This is a genomic window from Streptomyces sp. (genome assembly GCF_035644915.1).
Lineage (GTDB): Bacteria > Actinomycetota > Actinomycetes > Streptomycetales > Streptomycetaceae > Streptomyces.
On the sequence record NZ_DASQNP010000080.1, the window covers coordinates 18,626 to 38,201 of the forward strand.

Annotated in this window: 18 protein-coding genes; 3 read left to right on the plus strand and 15 right to left on the minus strand. The window is 75.6% G+C overall.

Annotated features, from left to right (window positions below):
• The 4 genes from VE546_RS09100 to VE546_RS09115 all read right to left on the minus strand — a co-directional run bounded on the left by VE546_RS09100 (position 1) and on the right by VE546_RS09115 (position 4,391).
• Positions 1-411 (minus strand): roadblock/LC7 domain-containing protein, encoded by a 411-nt coding sequence (locus VE546_RS09100; protein WP_324920489.1) that lies wholly within the window; start codon positions 409-411, stop codon positions 1-3.
• Positions 408-1,724 carry an ATP-binding protein gene (locus tag VE546_RS09105; RefSeq protein WP_324920491.1) on the minus strand — a complete coding sequence of 439 codons (1,317 nt, stop codon included), beginning with the start codon at positions 1,722-1,724 and terminating at the stop codon, positions 408-410. The genes VE546_RS09100 and VE546_RS09105 overlap by 4 nt, the downstream gene beginning before the upstream one ends.
• Positions 1,725-2,148: 424 nt before the next feature.
• The gene (locus VE546_RS09110; RefSeq protein ID WP_324920493.1) at positions 2,149-3,843 is read right to left on the minus strand and encodes a DUF885 domain-containing protein; all 1,695 of its coding nucleotides are present in this window, start codon (positions 3,841-3,843) and stop codon (positions 2,149-2,151) included.
• A 65-nt stretch (positions 3,844-3,908) separates the two neighbouring features.
• The gene (locus VE546_RS09115; RefSeq protein WP_324920494.1) at positions 3,909-4,391 is read right to left on the minus strand and encodes an Lrp/AsnC family transcriptional regulator; all 483 of its coding nucleotides are present in this window, start codon (positions 4,389-4,391) and stop codon (positions 3,909-3,911) included.
• 59 nt (positions 4,392-4,450) lie between these two features.
• On the opposite strand from VE546_RS09115, the gene VE546_RS09120 reads away from it, so the two are divergent.
• Positions 4,451-5,710 (plus strand): trans-sulfuration enzyme family protein, encoded by a 1,260-nt coding sequence (locus VE546_RS09120; protein ID WP_324920496.1) that lies wholly within the window; start codon positions 4,451-4,453, stop codon positions 5,708-5,710.
• Here VE546_RS09120 and VE546_RS09125 read toward each other — a convergent pair.
• From VE546_RS09125 to VE546_RS09135, 3 genes are all read right to left on the minus strand, one after another.
• Positions 5,658-7,127: a GNAT family N-acetyltransferase gene (locus VE546_RS09125; protein ID WP_324920497.1), complete on the minus strand. Its 1,470-nt coding sequence runs from the start codon at positions 7,125-7,127 to the stop codon at positions 5,658-5,660. The two genes, VE546_RS09120 and VE546_RS09125, sit on opposite strands and share 53 nt — an antisense overlap.
• 134 nt (positions 7,128-7,261) lie before the next feature.
• A complete protein-coding gene (locus tag VE546_RS09130; RefSeq protein WP_324920499.1) occupies positions 7,262-7,795 on the minus strand; it encodes a DUF1990 domain-containing protein in 534 nt (177 codons plus the stop codon).
• Positions 7,796-8,153: 358 nt separating this feature from the next.
• Positions 8,154-9,101 carry an alpha/beta fold hydrolase gene (locus VE546_RS09135; protein WP_324920501.1) on the minus strand — a complete coding sequence of 316 codons (948 nt, stop codon included), beginning with the start codon at positions 9,099-9,101 and terminating at the stop codon, positions 8,154-8,156.
• 134 nt (positions 9,102-9,235) lie between these two features.
• On the opposite strand from VE546_RS09135, the gene VE546_RS09140 reads away from it, so the two are divergent.
• A complete protein-coding gene (locus VE546_RS09140; protein ID WP_324920503.1) occupies positions 9,236-10,123 on the plus strand; it encodes an RNA polymerase sigma-70 factor in 888 nt (295 codons plus the stop codon).
• Between the two features lie 35 nt (positions 10,124-10,158).
• On the opposite strand, the gene VE546_RS09145 is transcribed toward VE546_RS09140, so the two are convergent.
• The 4 genes from VE546_RS09145 to VE546_RS09160 all read right to left on the minus strand — a co-directional run bounded on the left by VE546_RS09145 (position 10,159) and on the right by VE546_RS09160 (position 14,352).
• Positions 10,159-11,391, minus strand: a complete 1,233-nt coding sequence (locus tag VE546_RS09145; RefSeq protein WP_324920505.1) for a ferritin-like domain-containing protein — start codon at positions 11,389-11,391, stop codon at positions 10,159-10,161.
• The gene (locus VE546_RS09150) at positions 11,388-12,239 is read right to left on the minus strand and encodes a phosphate/phosphite/phosphonate ABC transporter substrate-binding protein (protein WP_324920507.1); all 852 of its coding nucleotides are present in this window, start codon (positions 12,237-12,239) and stop codon (positions 11,388-11,390) included. The genes VE546_RS09145 and VE546_RS09150 overlap by 4 nt, the downstream gene beginning before the upstream one ends.
• Entirely contained in the window at positions 12,236-13,411 is a 1,176-nt protein-coding gene (locus VE546_RS09155; protein ID WP_324920509.1) for an acyl-CoA dehydrogenase, read from the minus strand. The genes VE546_RS09150 and VE546_RS09155 overlap by 4 nt, the downstream gene beginning before the upstream one ends.
• Positions 13,412-13,602: 191 nt before the next feature.
• Positions 13,603-14,352 carry an SDR family NAD(P)-dependent oxidoreductase gene (locus VE546_RS09160; RefSeq protein WP_324920511.1) on the minus strand — a complete coding sequence of 250 codons (750 nt, stop codon included), beginning with the start codon at positions 14,350-14,352 and terminating at the stop codon, positions 13,603-13,605.
• A 174-nt stretch (positions 14,353-14,526) separates the two neighbouring features.
• Between VE546_RS09160 and VE546_RS09165 the strand changes: the two genes are divergently transcribed.
• Positions 14,527-15,270: a GntR family transcriptional regulator gene (locus tag VE546_RS09165; protein WP_324920512.1), complete on the plus strand. Its 744-nt coding sequence runs from the start codon at positions 14,527-14,529 to the stop codon at positions 15,268-15,270.
• A 70-nt stretch (positions 15,271-15,340) separates the two neighbouring features.
• Here the strand turns inward: VE546_RS09165 and VE546_RS09170 are convergent, their stop codons facing one another.
• From VE546_RS09170 to VE546_RS09185, 4 genes are all read right to left on the minus strand, one after another.
• Positions 15,341-16,498 (minus strand): ROK family transcriptional regulator, encoded by a 1,158-nt coding sequence (locus VE546_RS09170; protein WP_324920513.1) that lies wholly within the window; start codon positions 16,496-16,498, stop codon positions 15,341-15,343.
• A gap of 127 nt (positions 16,499-16,625) precedes the next feature.
• A complete protein-coding gene (mug, locus tag VE546_RS09175; RefSeq protein ID WP_414720437.1) occupies positions 16,626-17,171 on the minus strand; it encodes a G/U mismatch-specific DNA glycosylase in 546 nt (181 codons plus the stop codon).
• Between the two features lie 97 nt (positions 17,172-17,268).
• A complete protein-coding gene (gene purB / locus VE546_RS09180) occupies positions 17,269-18,699 on the minus strand; it encodes an adenylosuccinate lyase (RefSeq protein ID WP_324920517.1) in 1,431 nt (476 codons plus the stop codon).
• 11 nt (positions 18,700-18,710) lie between these two features.
• The gene (locus VE546_RS09185) at positions 18,711-19,574 is read right to left on the minus strand and encodes an SGNH/GDSL hydrolase family protein (RefSeq protein WP_324920518.1); all 864 of its coding nucleotides are present in this window, start codon (positions 19,572-19,574) and stop codon (positions 18,711-18,713) included.
• Positions 19,575-19,576: the final 2 nt, after the last annotated feature.

Here is a 19,576-nt window from a genome sequence, read left to right on the forward strand (position 1 = left end):
TCATGTCGGGCTGCCGGTGTCGTGGCGGGGCTCGCTGGTCATCTGGCCGCCGAGCTGGGCCACGAGCTGGTGCATCCGGAAGCTGATCGCCTCCACGTCCGCGGAGCCGGAGGTCGCGGTGGTCAGGAAGCTGCCGTCCCCCGCGCGGATGGTGATGACGTACCCGTCGCGGAACTGCGTCAGGCTCTGCTCCCAGGAGTCGGGCTCGGACCGGCACAGCCGCGCGCTGGCGCTGGAGGTGGCCTGCACCCCGGCCAGCGCCGCGGCCATCTGCTCGGCGGTGTCCCGGTCCAGGCCCGGGGTGCACGCCCGGACCAGGCCGTCCCCCGACACCAGCAGGGCGTCGTAGACCTCGGGCTGGTCCATGAGCTGTCCCAGCATCCAGGCCAGCTTCTCGTTGTCGAAGATCATGTCTCGCTGTTCCCTTCGGACCCTTCGGGCGTCGACGTGGAGCGCTGGGCGGCGCGCGCCGCACGGGCGAAGCCGCCCAGCGTGGCCGCGGACTGCCGCGGCGAGTGACCGGGCGCCGGCGGGGCGGACCGCGCGGCGGGCTGCTGCCCGAGCGGCGCCTCCACGGCGTACCGCCGCCGCTTGGGCAGCCCGCCGGCGGTCGTCTCCCCCGTCGTCCCCGCCGGTGCCGCCGCCGGTACGGCCGCGGGGCCGGACACGGCGGCTCCCGGCCGGGGGACGTCGGGGCCGGCGGTGGCCACCGGCTGGGTCGGCGTGGAGTCGGTGAGCAGCGCGCTGGGCAGGAACGCCACGGCCCGCACCCCGCTGTAGGGGGACTTGGTCACCGACACCTCGAACCCGTACCGGGCGCTGAGCAGGCCGATCACCGCGAAACCGAACTTCGGCGGATCGCCGAGCCGGGTGATGCTGACCGGTCCCTCCCCCGACAGCAGCCGGGTGGCCCGCTCCCGTTCGCCGGGCTGCAGGCCCACGCCCTTGTCGTCCACGACGACGGACAGGCCGTTGTGCGCGCGCTCGAACTGGACCAGCACCTTGGTGTCCGGGTGCGAGTAGCGGGTGGCGTTCTCCAGCAGCTCGGCGAGCGCGAGCACCAGTCCCTCGACGACCCGTCCCACGACGGCGCGGTCGCCCTCGTCGTGGAAGACCTTGACGCGCTGGAAGTCCAGGATGCGGCTGACCGCGCCCCGCACCACGTCGCTCAGCGGGGTGGCGTTGTGCTGCCGGCCCGGGTAGGAGCCGCACATCACGGTGACGGCCTGGGCGCGGCGCAGGATCTGGGCGGTGGCGTGGTCGACCACCTGCAGGTCGCCCAGCACCTCCGGCGAGTCGTGCTTGCGGAGCATGTCGGTGACGGCCATCTGCTGCTTGTTGGCCAGCGCCTGGAGCGTGCGGGCCACGGACAGCAGCGTCGTCTGGGTCATCTGCGCGGTGCGGCCCTCGGCGTCGGTGAGGGCGTGTACGACCAGGGTCCGGAGGTCGTGGAGGTGGCGCGCGAACTGCGTCCCGGCCAGCTCCGCGGGGACCGGCGGAAGGTCCGGCACGGGCTGCTGGTCGCTGACGGCCTGGACGGCCGCCGGCAGGGTCACCCCGGCCAGGCGGGCCAGTTCGGCGTCCCGGGCGAGGCTCCCCGAGCGTGCGTCGGACAGTTGCGCCCGCAGCTCGCGGATCCGGCGTGACTGGCGCACCGCCACCGGCGTGAGGGCCACAGCCAGGCCCGAGCCGAGCAGGCTCGCCACGGTCGTTATATCGGTCATCAACTTTCCTCGCGGACGCATCGGTGCGGGAAGGAATGGTCCGGCCGTCGGGTGGGGGCCGACCGAAAGGATCACGGTTCGCGTGCGACAGCAGCGTAGGCGTGCGACGGATGTGGGGGAGGGGAAATGGTCAGCTTGCCGCCGTACCGGTGACCACCCGGTACGACGGCGTACGGAACGGCGGCACGGCGGTGGGCGCGGGCCGTCCGCCGCGCCCGCGCACCCGCCCCCGCACGGCGGCAACGGAAGGGAAACACGGCGGCAACACGGGGGTGGTGCAATGGATTCGGGGCTTCCCGCGGACGTGTGATGGGGATCGTGCGGAGCGCGGCCGGTGCGGTGGGAGCGAAGGCCGGAAGGAAGCCCGGACCCGTGGGGGCGCGCGGTTGCGTCTGCGCGCCCCCACAGGGGTGTCACGCGGTGCTCAGAGCGCCGACAGCTCCGCCACCAGGTCGTCCAGCCCCAGCGACCCCAGGGAGAGCGCGGCCATGTGCCACTTCTTGGCGTCGAAGGCGTCCCCGTGGGCGGCGCGGGCCGCCTCGCGGCCCGCCAGCCAGGCGCGCTCGCCGAGCTTGTAGCCGATCGCCTGTCCCGGCATGCCCAGGTACCGCACCAGCTCGCTCTCCACGAAGTCGGCCGGGCGCCCGCTGTGCATGCCGAAGAACTCCTGGGCCAGGGCGGGGGTCCACCGCTCGCCGGGGTGGAAGGGGGAGTGGGCGGGGATCTCCAGCTCCAGGTGCATGCCGATGTCCACGATGACCCGGGTGGAGCGCATCATCTGCGCGTCCAGGTAGCCCAGCCGCAGCTCGGGGCTGTCCAGGAAGCCGAGTTCGTCCATGAGCCGCTCCGCGTACAGCGCCCAGCCCTCGGCGTTGGCGCTGACCATGCCGACCGTCGTCTGGTAGCGGGAGAGCCGGTCGGCGACGTAGGTCCACTGGGCGAGCTGGAGGTGGTGGCCGGGAACGCCCTCGTGGTACCAGGTGGTGACCAGGTCGTAGACGGGGAAGCGGGTCTCGCCCATCGTCGGCAGCCAGGTGCGCCCCGGCCGGGAGAAGTCCAGCGACGGCTCGGTGTAGTACGGCGCGGCGGCGCTGCCCGGCGGGGCGATCATGGACTCGACGCGCCGGACCGGCTCGGCCAGTTCGAAGTGCGTGCCGTCCAGCTTCTCGATCGCCTCGTCCATCAGCTCCTGGAGCCACACCCGGGTCTCCTCCACGCCCTCGATCGCCCGGCCGTGGGTGTCGAGGTGGCGCAGCGCCTCCCAGGGGGTCGCGGCACCGGGCAGGACCTTCTCGGCCTCGGCGCGCATCTCGGCGTGGATGCGGTGGTACTCCTCCCAGCCGTACGCGTACGCCTCCTCCAGGTCCAGGTCGGTGCCGTTCCAGTAACGTGCCCAGCGCCGGTACCGCTCGCGGCCCACGGTGTCGGGGGCCCCGGCGACGGCCGGGGCGCAGGTGTCGCGCAGCCAGTCGCGCAGGCCCGCCACGGCGCCGGTGGCCTCGGCGGCGCCCTTGTCCAGCTCGGTGCGCAGTGCCTCGGGCCCGTCGGCGGTGAGGGCGGCGAACCAGCTCTTCCCGCCGCCCTCGCCGATCCACTCGCCGAGCTGTCCGATCACCGTGGTCACCTGGCGGGGGCCGGCCGGCAGCCCCTTGGCCAGGCCCGTCTCCAGCGCGGCGCGGTAGCCCTCCAGCGCCGCCGGCACCGCCCGCAGCCGCCGGGCCAGGGCCGCCCACTCCTCGTCGGTCCCGGTCGGCATGAGGGTGAAGACGCTGCGCACCGAGTGCAGCGGGGAGTGGATGTTGCTGACGGCGCGCAGCCCCTCGCCGGCCTCGTGCACGGCGAGTTCGGCGGTCAGCCGCTCGCGCAGCAGGCGTGCGCACCGCCGCTCGACGTCACCGTCGCCGCCGGGACGCCGCTCGGCGTCGGCGAGCCGCTCCAGGGTGGTGCGGCACAGGTCGGCCCGGGCCTCCTGGCCCTCCGGGGAGAAGTCGGGGAGCCGGTCGGAGCCTTCGGGGAGGCCGAGGTAGGTGCCGAGGATCGGATCGAGTTCGACCAGGGCGTCGACATGGGCGTCGGCGACCTGCCGGGGCAGGGGCGCGTTCTTCGTGGCATCGGACATGGGGCACATCCTCGTACGGCCGCCCCCGCCGCGTCATCGCATATCCGCCCCGCGCCGCCGGCGGCTCACGCCGCCGGGCCGGGCGGCAGCAGCGGGCCGCACGTCCACTGCTGGAAGATCAGCCGCGTCTCGACCCGGGCCACCTCCCGGCGCGAGGTGAACTCGTCCACCACCAGCCGCTGGAGGTCGGCGGTCCCGGCGACCGCCACGTGGACGAGGTAGTCGTCGGGGCCGGTCAGGTGGAACAGGGCCCGCGACTCCGGCAGGGCCCGGACGCGCTCCACGAACGGACCGATCAACTCCCTTCTGTGCGGCCGGACTTGGACTGACAAAAGGGCCTCAAGGGGCCTTCCGAGTTTGGCCGGATCTATGCGCAGCGCATGGCCGAGGATTACCCCGCCGCGGCGCAGTCGTGCTACGCGGTCCAGACAGGTCGAGGGGGCGACGCCGACGGCGGCGGCCAGCTCCCGGTACGTGGTCCGGGCGTCGTTCTGCAGGAGGCGCAGAATCTCCAGATCGACCGGGTCGAGAGCGACGGAATCGGACATTCGCCGAACGTAGCACGGCCTTTCCCCGCTCCGGGCCGGTGGTTGTTCAGCATGGGGCCATGAACCAGGACAGCATGGACACGACACGCGCGGTGCGATCCCGCTCGCTGGAGACCGAGGCCGTGCACGCCGGGCGCGAGGACCTCGCGGCCCTCGGCCTGCACGCCGCCCCCCTGGACCTGTCCACCACCTACCCCTCCTGCGACAGCCGCGCCGAGGCCGCCCGGCTGGACGAGTTCGCCGCCACCGGCGCCCGTCTGGAGGGCCCGCCGGTCTACGCCCGGCTCGACAACCCCACCGTGGCGCGCTTCGAGGAGGCCCTGGCCCGGCTGGAGGGCGCCGAGGCGGCCGTCGCCTTCGCCAGCGGCATGGCGGCCCTGAGCGCGGTGCTGCTGGTACGGGCCTCGCAGGGGCTGCGGCACGTCGTCGCGGTGCGGCCGCTGTACGGATGCAGCGACCACCTGCTCACCAGCGGACTGCTGGGCACCGAGGTCACCTGGACGGACCCGGCCGGGATCGCCGACGCCATCCGGCCCGACACCGGCCTGGTGATGGTGGAGACTCCGGCCAACCCGACCCTGGCCGAAATGAACCTGGACGCCGTGGCGCACTCCTGCGGCTCGGTGCCGCTGCTGGTCGACAACACCTTCGCCACCCCCGTCCTGCAGCGCCCGGTCGAGCACGGCGCGCGGATCGTGCTGCACAGCGCCACCAAGTACCTGGGCGGCCACGGCGACGTCCTCGGCGGTGTCGTCGCCTGCGACGAGGAGACGGCCCGGGACCTGCGGCGGGTGCGCTTCGCCACCGGCGGCGTCCTCCACCCGCTCGCCGGCTACCTGCTGCTGCGCGGCCTGGCCACCCTGCCGGTGCGGATGCGGGCGCAGTCCGCCACGGCCGCCGAACTGGCCCGGCGCCTGGCGGACGACCCCCGGGTCGCCCGCGTGCACTATCCGGGGCTCGGCGGCGCCATGGTCTCCTTCGAGGTGCACGGCGACCCGCACCGGGTGATCGCCGGAGTCCGGCTGATCACCCCGGCGGTCAGCCTCGGCAGTGTGGACACCCTCATCCAGCACCCCGCCTCCATCAGCCACCGCATCATCGGCGAGGCCGACCGCCGCACCGGCGGGATCAGCGAGAAGCTGCTGCGCATGTCGGTCGGCCTGGAGGACGTCGAGGACCTGTGGCACGACCTCGACGCCGCCCTGGGCGCCGCGGACGGCACCCGGAGCGGCGTCACGGGCCACAGCGCGGCTCTCGGCGCGGGGCTCAGTGCCCGCCCGTCTCCGCGGGAGCGGGGGCCGCAGCGAGCCGGGCGGTGATCACCAAGGTGCCCTCCTCGACCTGGTAGTCCAGCGGCAGCCCCAGGCCCCGCATCGCCGCCACCATGCCGGTGTTGTGCGCCTGCGTCACGGCGTAGACGCTCGCGGAGCCCGCCTCGGTCGCCATGGCCACCAGGCGGCGCAGCAGCTCGGTGCCGATGCCCCGGCGCTGCCAGACGTCCTCGACGAGGAGGGCCACCTCGGTCTCGTCGCCGTCCCACAGCAGATGGCCGAGCGCCACCAGCTTCCCCGAGGCCGTCTCGGCCGCCAGGGTGCGCCCGAAGCGCGGGCTGAGCAGGTGGTCCAGGTAGCGGTCGGCGTCCCGCACCGGGCCGTGGTAGCGCGAGGACAGCGTCCGCGCCGAGCACCGCCGGTGCATCGCGCGGGCGGCCTCCGCGTCACGGGTGTCCGCCCGCCGCACGGTGATCTCGTTCCCCTCCGGGAGCGTGAGCGTCTCGCGGCGGCGCGGCACCCTCGCCCCCGTCCTCTCCCCGGAGGTGGCCGCGTCCAGCCGGGCGTCCAGCTCCACCAGGGCGCGCGCCCGGGCGAACTCGGTGGGGGTGAAGGGCAGATGGGGGCGTTCGACGACGATCGCCCCGCCGTGCGGGTCGCGCAGCCGCAGCACCGTCTCCTCCAGCACGCCCTCCTCCGGGACCGGCCGTCCGTCCACCCGGGCACCGGGCAGGTGCGCCGGCACCGAGCGGATCGTGCAGCGGCCCAGCAACTGCCGCAGGGCGAGCGGGAGTTCGGCGGTGTCCAGGGCGGTGCGGGTGGCCAGGGCCAGCACCCGGGCGGGGACGTCCACCAGGTCGTGGGCGTCGGCGTGCTCCAGCCAGGTGTCCCGGCCGCCCGCCGCGGCCGCCGCCCGGGTCAGTTCGCCGGCCTCCAGCGTCCGGGGCGCCCGCAGCAGGAACTCGTCCACCGTCACCTCGCCCAGCGGATGGGTCTGGAGGCTGAGGACGTCCACCCGGTGGCGCGCCAGCGCGGTGCACAGCGCGGCCAGCGAACCGGGCTCCTCCCGCACGGTGGTGCGCAGCCGCCACAGCACCGGCTGGTCCTCGCCGGGGCGCCCGTGCGCCGCGGCGCCGGGGGCGGTGGCGTCCGCCGTCCCGTGCCCGCCGGACCCGCCGGGCCCGTCGAACTGCCCGGGTGTGGGCGGGGGATGGGGGCGGCGCCGTGCCCACCAGGTGTGGATCCCGACCGCGGCCAGCAGCGCGGCGGCCGACAGGACCAGCAGGACGGGGCCGTCCGGCCCGTGCACGACCGTCTTGGCGATGCTGTCCGCCACGGTCACGGCCGTGAACAGCGCGGCCAGTTCGATCAGGTCGTGACGCCAGTGGTGGGGGCCGCGGGGCGTGCGGCGGGTCGTACGGCAGTCCGTGCGGCGGTCCGTGCGGTGCGCGGGGGAATCAGTCATGCCGGCCACTCTCGCGGACCGGTGTTGCCTGATCACGAACGGCCTGTGACCGATGGGTAAAGCGCCTTCCGGTGCTTCTGGGGTCCATGCGCCTTTTGTCGGACCGGTCGGCGGGTCCGCGGCCGAAGCCGCCGTCACCGGACGAGCCGCCGCAGCGTCACCCCGCACCACCGGGCGTACAGCCGCTGGAACAGCGGGACGAGCGGGCCGGCGGCCCGCGCCCACCACAGCGCGGGACGGCTGAACGCCCGCACCTCCAGCCACACCGCACCGTCCGGCGCCCACTCCACGACGAACGCCTCCTCGCCGCTCTCCGGGTGCCCCGGCAGCGTCCCGTAGCCGAAGCCGGCCCGCCGCCCGCCGTCCTCGGACCACACCACCCGGCACGGGGCGCGCAGCCGCAGCCGTCCGGCGCCCAGGCCCACCACCACGCGCACCCCGGGCTCGGCGCGCGGCGCGGAGGCCGTGATCTCCACCCCCATCGCCCGGTGCATCCGCCAGGTCAGCACGGCGTCGGCGGCCGACCGGAAGACCGCCTCGCCCGAGCCCAGGCGGGTGCGGACCCGCAACCGCCCGAAACCCGCGGGGAGGGCGGAGAGGTCACCGGCGCGCGTCGCCCCCGCCCCGGCGTACGTCAGACCGGCCCCGTGGCCTTCGCCATCGCTCATGGGCGCCAGCGTAGGCGCCCGGGGGCCCGCGCGCCGACGGCTGCTGTCCCACCTGGCCGTGGAACCGGCAGCCCTCGCCCGGCGGCACGTTCCCCGCTCGCCCCGGGCCTTGACGAAGACCCGCTCGGGGTCGGACGTGCCGTCTCCCGGAACGGTGCGGGGCCGCCGAACGCAGTTCCCGGCCCAGCGGCGCGCCCGGAGCGACGTGCGCAACGGCACCCCGGCCGCCGGCGACCGCACCCGCGAACGCATGACGGCCGAACCGCCGGTGGAGCGGCCGCCGTCCCGGGGCTGCGGACGGCACTACGGGCCGGACCCGCGCCCGGTCCGGCGCCCGGTGGGACGTCCGGTCCGGCGGTCAGGCCGGGTCCGGCTGCCGGTCCTCGGCCCGGTCCTCGGCCCGGTCGGCGGACCGGGCGCCCGGGACGGCCGGGGCGGACGGGGCGGCGGAAGGGGCCGGGTCGGCCGGGCGGCCGACGGTGTCCAGGATGACCCGCGCCACCAGCGCCGGATCGTCGTTCATCGGCACGTGCCCGCAGCCCGGCAGCCGCACCAGCCGGGCGCCGGGGATCGCGTGCTTGGCCCGTACGCCCTGCCGGGGCGGCAGCAGCCGGTCGCGGGTGCCCCAGGCGATGGTGACCGGTACGCCCGGGACGTCCGCGTCGTACACCTCGTTCCCCGCCCGCCCGGCCGCCAGCGTCGCCTCGAAACCGGACGCCTCGCGCAGCGCGCGGGTCTCGGCGGCCACGGCCCGGGGCGAACGGCGTCCGGGACGCGCGTAGATGGTGCCGGTCAGCGCCGCCCGGCCGACCGCGCTGCGGGCCATCTGCTCCACCACCGGCTGCGGCAGCACCCGTGCGCCCGCCCGCATCCCGGCCAGTACGGCGAAGGCGTAGCGTCTTTCGGGCTCGGTCCAGAAACCGGCGGGGGAGAAGGCGGTCACCGAGCGGGCCTGACCGCGGCGGCCCAGCTCCAGGGCGAGCAGCCCGCCGAGGGAGTTGCCCACCACGTGCGGGCGCTCCACCCCCAGTTCGGCGAAGAACGCGGCCAGCATCGGCACCACCGTGGCCTGGTCGTGCGGCAGGCCGTCCGGCAGTGCGGGGGACTCGCCGAAGCCCGGCAGGTCCAGGGCGATGACGTCGTGGGAGGCGGCCAGTATGCCGGTCACCGGCTCCCACGCCTGCCGGTGGTGGCCTATGCCGTGCAGCAGCACCACGGGCTCTCCGGAGCCGTGCCGCTCGTACGCGACCGTGAACGCCGGGCGGTCGGCGGGCGAGACGCGGACGAAGGAAGCCGGTGAAGCCATGGAACCCTCCTGCGGGGGACGTCGGACAGCGGGTCGCCTGTTCGTAGACACGATGTCAGCGACCGGCCGCCCGGGGAAGGGCGTGCGGGGCTCCCGGCGGGTGCCGCCGGGGTGCCGGGTGGGATGATCCCGGGGTGAACGACAGCGCGTCCGACGCCACCGACGTCTTCGAGGAGCACCGGCCCGTCCTGCTGGGGGCGGCCTACCGCATGCTCGGCCGGGTGGCCGACGCCGAGGACGTGGTGCAGGAGGCGTGGCTGCGCTGGTCCGCCGCCGATCGCGCGGCCGTCCGCGAGCCCCGCGCCTACCTGCTGCGGACCACCACCCGCCTGGCCGTCGACCGGCTGCGCCAACTCCGCTCCCGGCGGGAGGCGTACGTCGGCCCGTGGCTGCCCGAACCGCTGGCCACCGACTACCGGCGCACCGTCCCGGACGGCGCCGAGCGCGTGGTGCTCGCCGAGTCCGTCTCCCTGGCCGTGCTGGTGGTCCTGGAGTCCCTCTCCCCCCTGGAGCGGGCGGTGTTCGTGCTGCGCGAGGCCTTCGGCCTGCCCTACGGCGAGATCGCCGGGACCCTGGACCGGAGCGAGGCCGCCGTACGGCAGCTCGCGGCGCGCGCCCGCCGGCACGTCGCCGAACGCACCCCGCGCTTCGAGGTCGATCCCGAGCAGCGGCGGAGGCTGACCGAGCGCTTCCTGGCCGCCGCCACCGAGGGCGACCTGGAGGGCCTGCTCGCCGTCCTCGCGCCCGACGCCCGGCTGGTCGGCGACGGCGGCGGCAGGGCCAAGGCGCCGCTGCGGACCATCGTCGGCGCCGACAAGGTGGGCCGCTTCCTGGCCGCGATCGCACAGACCCCGGTCCCCGGCCTGGAGATCGTGCTGCGCGAACTCAACGGCGGGCCCGCCCTGCTGGCCACCTCCGAGGGCCGCCCGTTCGCCGTCTTCGTCCTGGAGGTGGCCGACGGGCTGGTGCGCTCCGTCTACCTCGTCTCCAACCCGGACAAGCTGGCCCACCTCGCGCCGTGACGGCGGCGCCGGGGACGGACCGGCCGGCGCCGCGGTCACATGAGGTTGCGGGTGTGCAGCGCGGAGAGCTCGGCCGCCTCGTCCGGGGGGAAACCGAGGTGGACCAGGCGGCGCTGCCGTCCCTCGTCCATCTCGGCCCGGAGTCTGCGCACCGCCTCGAAGCCCCGGGCGACGGCCTCCGGCGTCCACGCGCCGGCGGCGAGGACCACCAGGGAGTCGAAGACGTCCTGGTTCAGCCCGGCGGTGTCCACCAGGGCGTCGTGGCGGCGCTCCACGGCGGCGCGGAGCCTGGCGCGGAAGGCCGGGTCGAGGGTGCTCCGGTGGTGGAGGTGGGCGACCCCGAAGGCGACGTGCCGGGCCTCGTCGCGGCGCGCCAGCGCGGTGATCCGGCGGGTGACCGGATCCGGGGCGTGCCGCTCCAGGAAGCCGAGGAGGTTCAGGAAGCTCCCCTCGCCGAGGACCGACAGCAGGAACGAGGCCAGCGAGAAGTCGGCCTCGGCGAGCAGGGTGCCCAGGGACTGCCGGCCCCCGGCGGAGGAGGTGCCCATCCGGCCGCCCCTGAGGAGGGCGCGGCGGGTGAAGACCTCCATGTGCCGGGCCTCGTCGGCGGCCTGGACGGCCAGGAGCTGGAGGACCTCCCGGAAGTGCGGGTGGACGCGCGCCAGCAGCCGGGCGGGCACCACGAGGGCGGCCTGCTCGTTCTCCACCAGGTAGGTCATCACCTGGACGACGGCCCGCTCGACCTCGTCGGGCAGGGTGAAGGGCGCGTCCCAGTCGACCGCCCGGGCGGGGTCCCACTGCTCCGCCGCCGCGCGGGCGTAGAGGGCGGGCGCGACGTCGGCCCACACGTGCTCCCGGTCCACCAGGTCGAAGGGGCCCTCCGGCCCGCCGCTCTCGACCAGCGCGCCGCGTGCCGCCAGGCCCCAGGTGGGCGAGGGCCGCGCGAGGACCCGGCCGGGGGCGGCGTCCCCCGCCCGTTCCGCGTCCGACCAGCGGTCGAGGTCGAAGCGCCCGCGGACGATCCGGGCCCGTACGCCCGCCCGCGCGTCCGCCCGCGCGGTGCGGTCCCCGGGCTCCGGCGTCCGGAGCCGGTGGCCGTGGCGGCGGCACCACGCCCGGAGGTGGACGAGCAGCGCGGGGTCGTCCCCCGCCACCCCCAGCTCCTCCCCGGGGCGCAGCCCGCACAGCGCCCGCCGCACCAGCAGGTGGGCGCCCTGCTCGAAGCCCAGCCGCCCCAGCCGGAGGACCGGGAGGTCCGGTCCGCTCACGGCGCGTACTCCCCGGCGGTGATCCTCCCGGCGGAGTCGTAGAAGCCCGCCTCGTCGACCGCCGCCTCCAGGAGGGCGTATCCGGTGGTGCGCCCCGGCCGCCAGGCGGTGAGCCCCTCCAGGTCCAGCAGGGGACGCGCCTCGGGGTCCGCGGCGGACATCGACAGCAGCAGCCTCCCGAACTCCTCGACCGGCTCGCCGGGGGCGGCGTCGGTCACCGTCATGACGCAGTGGTCGTACGGCGCCGACTGCGCCAGCACCCTGACGGCACCCGGCGGGACCGTGCCCTCCCGGCCGAACAGCAGGTGGTTGGAGTCCAGGACGCACGCGGCGTCGGCCTCGCCCGCGAGCAGGGCCCGCACCGCGTCCCGCTCGCCGCCGAGGTGGTCGCCGTGGAGCCCGGTGCCGGTGTCGAACCGGCGCACCGTGACGTCCCTCCCCGGCCGCAGGCCCGCCCGGCGCAGCAGGGACAGCGGCAGCAGGGTGGCCTGCGGCGAGTCGACCGCCCCCACGGCCACCGTGCCCTCCTTGAGGTCCAGGAGGGTGGTGTGGGGCGCGTCGTGCCGGACGAGGACGAGGGAGGTGAGGTCGCGGTCGGTGTCCCTCATCACCAGCGCGCGGACCCGGCACCCCGCCGCCCGCGCCATCCGGGAGGCCCGCACCCAGGCCAGCGGCGAGTTCCAGGCGGCGTGCAGCCGTCCCGCCACCAGGTCCTCCACCTGCCGCTCGTAGTGGGAGTAGAGGACGAAGTCGAAGGGCAGCCCCCGGGCGCGCAGCCACGCGCGGAAACCCGCCCAGATGGTGACCACCTTCGGGTCGTAGGCCACGGCGCCCATCACCAGCGTCATGCCCGGACCTCCCCGCCGAACAGCGGGAGCCCCAGGGCGATCCGCCCGACGAAGTCGTGGAGCGCCTCGGTCGTCGGCGCCATGACGCGCGCCGCCAGCGAGTCCCGGAAGGGACGCTCCACCCCCAGCTCCCGCCGGAAGGCGGCCCCGCCGCACAGCCGCATCACCCCGTCGGTCACCTCGCAGGCCGCCTCGGCGGCGACCGCCTTCACCTGCAGGACCCGCTGCGTCGCGTCCGCCCGGCCCGTCTCCAGCGCCGCCACGGTGTCCGCCAGGAAGGTGCGCACCCCGTCCGCCCGCGTGCGCAGCTCGGCGTACCGCGCCCGCCGGGACGGCTGGTGGGCCAGCGGCTCCCCCAGGTGGTCCAGCCCGGTGGTGAGCAGGTGGTTCCCGGCCCGGCCCAGGGCCGCTTCCATGGTGCCCAGGCAGGCCGCCGCGCTCAGCACCAGGAAGACCGGCAGCGCCGTGGCCAGGGCGGTGTCCAGCCCGGTGCCGTCGGCGCCCAGCATCGCGCCGAGGGGGACGCGGACGCCCCTGCCCGACACCGGGCTGGAGGCGTTGCCCCGCAGCCCCAGCCCGTCGAACCCGCCCGTGACGCGCAGGCCCGCGGCCGCGCCCGGCACCAGCCACAGCGTCATCGCCCCGTCGGCTTCGAGGGGCGGGCTGGACCACACGTAGCTGTCGGCCTCGCCGGCGGAGGTGACCCAGCTCTTGTCGGCGTCCAGGACGACGGTGGCGCCGTCCCGCCGCGCGGTGCCGACGGGTGCCCAGAAGTGGCTGCGGGAGCCCGCCTCGGAGAAGGCCAGGGTGGTCAGGTGCCGGCCCCGCGCGATCGCCCGGCGCACCTCCTCGGGGCCGTGCGCCTCGATCACCGTGGTCGCCGCGTAGTGCATCTGCAGGACCGCGGCCGTCGAGCCGCAGCTCGCGGCGACTTCCTCCACCACGTGCGCCGCGGCGGCCAGTCCCCGGCCGCCGCCGCCCACCTCGGGGGCGCTGATCAGGCCGAGCAGGCCCGCACCGGCCAGCGCGTCGACGCCGGCCCGGGGGAACCTCCCCAGCCGGTCGACGTCGGCGGCCAGGGGGGAGACGACGGCATCGACGACCGAGCGCGTCGCCTCGGCGTAGTCCACCGGTGCGGAACCGGCGGTCCGGTGGCCCTCCGTCAGGGCCACGCCCTCTTCGGAGCCGTCTTCGGAACTGGCTTCGGAGCTGTCTTGGGAAACCCGGGAACTCACGACTCTGGCCACCTCGCACGGTAGTGTATCGATGACTCAGAGTAATTGCCCGGGGTGTGCGGGGCAATCATTTCCCCTCCGCCCCGCGCCCCGCCCCGCCGGGCGGCGGCGGGCCGGGGCGCGGGGTGTCAGAGCCCGCCGCTCACCCGCAGGACGGCGCCCGTGGTGTACGACGCCTCCGGCGACAGCAGCCAGGCGACCGCCCCGGCCACCTCCTCCGGCTCCCCCGGGCGGCCCAACGGGGTGATCTCGGCCTTGCGCCACGGCCGCTGCGGATCGCCCATGGTGGCGTGCATGTCGGTGAGGACCGTCCCGGGCTGCACGCAGTTCACCCGCACCCCCTCCGGTCCCAGTTCCTTGGAGAGCCCGACCGTCATGGCGTCCAGCGCCGCCTTGGTCGCGGCGTAGTGGACGTACTCGCCGGGGCTGCCGAGCGTGGCCGCGCACGAGGAGATGGTGACGATCGCGCCGCCGCTCCCGCCGTGCCGCGTGGACATCTCCCGGGCCGCCCGCCGCGCGCACAGCAGCGTCCCCATGACGTTGACGTCCACCACCCGGCGCATCACCTCGGTGGGGGTCTCGGTGAAGCGCCCCAGCGGCCCGGTGATCCCGGCGTTGAGGACCGCGCCCGTGACCGGCCCCAGCCGCTCCGCCGCCTCCTCGAAGAAGGCGTCGACCTCGCTCTCCACGCTGGTGTCCAGCCGTACGGCGATCGCCTCGCGGCCCGCGGCCCGCACCGCCTCGACCGTGGCGTCCGCCGCCTCCTTCGACCGCTCGTAGCCGACGGCGACGTCGTGCCCGTCCCGCGCCAGCCGCCGGGCGGTCGCCGCCCCGATGCCGCGGCTGCCGCCCGTGACGACCGTGACCCGTCGCTCCATGACCGCCCCTCCGCCCCTCGCTGATCGTTTCGTTCCGCTCCGAACGCTATCGGGGGGAATTGGTCTTGACCAAGAGGGCGGTACGTCCCTATCGTTAGCGTTCGACATACGCAACAACCTTTAAAAAACAAGCGCGCATAAACCCGACGGGACACGGCGACTGCGGAGGCAAGGGTGGGGACCACGCGACTGGAGACGGTGCCGGAGCCGAAGTACTGGCACCTGAAGACCGTGCTGTCGGACGCGCTCGACTCGGAGTTCGCGGTGGGGGAGATCCTGCCGAACGAACGGGAGCTGGCCGCGCGCTTCGGCGTCGCCCGCGCCACGCTCCGCCAGGCCCTGGAGCAACTGGAGCTGGAGGGCCGCCTCCAGCGCCGCCGCGGGGTCGGCACCACCGTCGCCCCGCCGCGCGTCGGCGTCGAGGTGGACCCGGTCCGGCACGACTGGCCCGGCGCCCCGGGAGACGCCTGGCAGACCGAGGGCTGCGAGGAGAGCGCGCCCCCGGCGGCGGTGGCCAGGACGCTCGGCACGGACACCGGCCGGACGGTGTACACCGTCCACCGCGTCCGGACGGTCCACGGCCAGACGGTCGCCACCGAGCTGCTGTACGTCCCGCCCGCCTCCGTGCCCGGGATGTCCGGCATCGAGACCGACGCGGGCGCCGCCCGCGGCCGGGCCGTCCTCCGCGAGCTGCGGCGCCTGGAGCTGAGCGGCCAGGAGCGGGCCGTGGAACTGGGGTCCGCCCGTGCGGAGGACGCCAAGCGGCTCGACCGCCTGCCCGGCGCGCCCGTCCTCGTCGTCACCACCCGGTACCTCGCCGCGGGCGGCACCGCGGCGGTCGCGGTCTCCACGTACCGCGCCGACACCTGCCGCCTGACCTTCGGCGACTCCGGCGGGGTCGCCCTGCTGGCGAGCTGACCACCTAACCGTCCGCCACCGAGCCCCGTGCGGGGCCGCCCCCGGCAGCGGGGGCGGCCCCGCCCGCTTCTCAGCGGATGCCGGTGCCCTCCACGGTGAACAGCTCCTCCTCGACGTGGTCGAGCGCCAGCCGCAGCGCGCCGGTCGCGATGGCCTCCCCGCCCAGCCGGGACAGCTCGACCCGCGGCGGCCGCAGGCAGTAGTGGCCCAGCTCGCGGCGGAGCGGGTCCAGCACCCCGTCCAGCCCGGCGGCCCAGCCGCCGACGACCACCAGCTCGGGGTCGAGGGCCAGCACCAGGGCCGTCACGTCGTGCACCAGCCGCCGGATGAACCGGTCCACGGCCTGCCGAGCCCGCTCGTCGCCCCGGCGCGCCAGGGCGAAGACCTCCGCCACCGCCGCCTCGTCCAGGGGGTGCAGCGGCTCGCCGGTCGTGGACAGCAGGTGCTCCGGGGCGGCCTCGCGGCCCAGCAGGTGGAGCGCGCCGATCTCCCCGGCCGCGCCGCCGAACCCCCGGTGCAGCCGCCCGCCGATCAGCGAACCGGCGCCCGGACTCAGCCCGGCCAGGACGAACACCACGTCGCCGGAGCCGACGGCCGCGCCCTTCCAGTGCTCGGCCAGCGCGGCGGCGTTCGCGTCGTTCTCCACCAGCACCGGGCAGCGGAAGGAACGCCGCAGCCGCTCGCCCAGGGGCAGCCCGGTCCAGCCCGGCAGCGCCGTGCACAGCCGCACCGTGCCGTCCGCCTCCACGATCCCGGGACTGCCCACGCCCACCGCGCGCAGGGTGCTGCGGGGCACCTCGCAGGTGCGCAGCAGCTCGGCGACCACACCGCGCATCCGCTCCAGCCGCTCGTCGGCCGAGGCGCGGTCGGACACCTCCCGCTCGACCGTGCCCAGCCGGTGGCCGGACAGGTCGGCGAGGACGGCGGCCACCCGGTGCGGGCCGATCTCGACGCCGAGCAGGTGGCCGGCCTCGGCCCGGAAGCGGTAGCGGCGCGCCGGCCGGCCCTGCCGCCGGACGTCACCGCCGGGGCCGACCCCGGCCTCCGCCACCAGCCCGGCCGCCACCAGTTGCTCCACCACGCCCTCGACCGTCGGGCGGGACAGCTCCGTGGCCTGGGCCAGGTCGGACAGCGTCGGCGAGCCGTCGGCGGCGCGCAGCGCCCGCAGGACGACCGTGGAGTTGATCCTGCGCAGCAGGGAGGGGTTCCTGCCGGTGAGCCGACCCAACGTCATCCTCCCGGGAAGTGCCCATCTGTGGGCGGATGGTATCCGGTGAGCGCGAGCACGACGAGAGTCGGGGACCACCGGGCCGGACGGCGGGCACCGCCGGGCCGGCGGCCGGACGCGGGCCGGGTCAGGCCGGGTCGCCGAACGCGGCGGCCCGCAGCCGGGCGTACTCCTCGGCCATCGTCTCCAGCGTCCAGTGGGCGTTGAGTCCGCTGGGGTTGGGCAGCACCCAGACCCGGGTGCCGCCGATCGCCGCCTCCTGCGGGCCGATCCGGGCGCGCCGGTCGCCGAAGGCCGCCCGGTAGGCGGTCACCCCGACCACCGCCAGCCAGGCCGGACGCAACCGCGCCACCTTCTCGGTCAGCACGCGCCCGCCGGTGCGGTACTCCTCGGCGGTCAGCTCGTCGGCACGGGCGGTGGGACGGGGGGAGATGTTGGTGATGCCCAGCCCGTACGACAGCAGCTCGTGCTGCTCGGACGGCTTCAGCCGCCGGGGAGTGAACCCGGCGGCGTGCAGCACCGGCCAGAAGCGGTTGCCGGGATGGGCGAAGTGGTGGCCCAGCCGAGCGGTCGTCAGCCCGGGGTTTATCCCGCAGAACAGTACGCGCAGCCCCTCGGCGACCACGTCCGGGACGGTGCGGGCGCGCAGCGCCTCCAGCTCCTCCGCGGACATCCCCTTCCCGGGCCTCTCCTCGGACTCCTCGGACATCGCCCTCCCTGACGGATCTCTTCTCCCGCGCCCCTCCTTCCCGGAAGGGCCGCGGGCAGTCTCAGAGGATCGCGCCCGGGGTGTAGGCGGCGGCCTCCGGGTGCCGCTTGGCGATCTCCTCGACCCGGGCCACCACCGAGGCGACCTGGTCGCCGGCCGCGCCGGTGAAGGACAGCCGGTCCGCCAGCAGCTCCTCCAACCGCCCCCGGTCCAGCGGGATGCGCTCGTCGGCGGCCAGCCGGTCCAGCAGCTCGTTGCGCTCGGCGCCCTCGCGCAGCGCCAGCGCCGAGGCGACCGCGTGCTCCTTGATGGCCTCGTGGGCCGTCTCCCGGCCGACCCCGGCCCGCACCGCGCCCATCAGCACCTTGGTGGTGGCCAGGAACGGCAGGTAGCGGTCCAGCTCGCGGGCCACGACCGCCGGGAACGCGCCGAACTCGTCCAGCACCGTCAGGAAGGTCTCCAGCAGGCCGTCGAGGGCGAAGAAGGCGTCGGGCAGGGCGACGCGGCGCACCACCGAGCAGGAGACGTCGCCCTCGTTCCACTGGTCGCCCGCCAGCTCGCCGACCATGGAGGCGTAGCCGCGCAGGATGACGGCGAACCCGTTGACGCGCTCGCAGGAGCGGGTGTTCATCTTGTGCGGCATCGCCGAGGAACCGACCTGCCCCGGCTTGAAGCCCTCGGTCACCAGCTCGTGGCCGGCCATCAGCCGGATCGTCTTGGCCAGCGAGGAGGGCGCCGCGGCCAGTTGCACCAGCGCGGTCACCACCTCGTAGTCCAGCGAGCGCGGGTAGACCTGTCCGACGGAGGTGAAGGCCTGCCCGAAACCGAGGTGCGCGGCGATCCGCCCCTCCAGCTCGGCCAGCTTCCCCGTGTCCCCGCCCAGCAGGTCCAGCATGTCCTGGGCGGTGCCGACCGGTCCCTTGATGCCCCGCAGCGGATAGCGCGCCAGCAGCTCCTCCAGCCGGGCGTACGCCACCAGCAGCTCGTCGGCGGCGGTCGCGAAGCGCTTGCCCAGCGTCGTGGCCTGCGCGGCGACGTTGTGGGAGCGGCCGGCCATCACCAGCTCGGAGTGCTCGGCGGCCAGGCGGCCCAGCCGGGCCAGGGTGGCGACGCAGCGGTCGCGCACCAGCTCCAGCGACAGCCGGATCTGGAGCTGCTCGACGTTCTCCGTCAGGTCCCGGGAGGTCATGCCCTTGTGCACGTGCTCGTGCCCGGCCAGCGCGTTGAACTCCTCGATCCGCGCCTTCACGTCGTGGCGGGTGACCTTCTCGCGCTCGGCGATCGAGGCGAGGTCGACCTCCTCCAGCACCCGCTCGTAGTCGGCCAGCGCCTCCTGGGGCACGTCCACGCCCAGGTCCCGCTGCGCCCGCAGCACGGCCAGCCACAGCCGCCTCTCCAGCACCACCTTGTGCTCGGGGGACCACAGGCGGGCCAGTTCCGCGGAGGCGTAGCGGCCTGCCAGGACGTTCGGGATGCGCGGCTTGTCTGTCACACCCGGGGATTCTACGGGGTGTCCTCGCAGGCCAGCGGCGCCAGGTCGGCACTCCGGGCGGCGACTGGAGCGGCGGCCGGAGCGGCGGTGGGGAGCAGCGGCACCAGCTCGGGCCGCTTGGGCGCGCGGCCGTCGCCGGAGGAGCGCCCGGTCAGCCGCCGGCCGATCCACGGCAGCAGGTGCCGGTGTGCGAAGCGCAGATCGGCCACGCGGCGCGCGTACCAGCCGGGCGGGACGGCGGGCGGCAGTGCCGCCGTCCAGTCCGACTCGGCCGGGTGACCGAGCCGCTGCCAGACGGCCTCGGCCACCCGCCGGTGCCCCTCCGCGGTCAGGTGCAGCCGGTCCTCCGCCCACATCTGCGGATCACCCAGCGCGTCGCAGGAGTACAGGTCCACCACCAGGGCGCCGTGCTCCTCGGCCAGGGCGTCGATGTGCGCGAACAGGTGCTCCATCCGCGCCCGGTACCGCTCCAGGACCGGCCCGCGCCGCCCCGGGCTGCGCATCAGCACCAACTGCCCGCAGTTCGGGGCGAGCTTGGCGACCGACTCCTCCAGCAGCCCGCACACCCGGCCCATGTCGCACTTCGGGCGCAGGACGTCGTTGAGCCCGCCGACCAGCGTCACCAGGTCCGCGCCCATGGCGGCGGCGACGCCCACCTGCTCCTCGGCGATCTGCCCGATCAGCTTGCCGCGCACCGCCAGGTTGGCGTACCGGAAGCCGTCGGTGCGGGCGGCGAGACGGGCGGCGAGCAGATCGGCCCAGCCCCGGTAGCTGCCGTCCGGCAGCAGGTCCGACATGCCTTCGGTGAAGGAATCCCCCAGGGCGACGAAACTGGTGATGACGGGCGGGGCGGGCGGGGCGGGTGTGCTGTCCATGG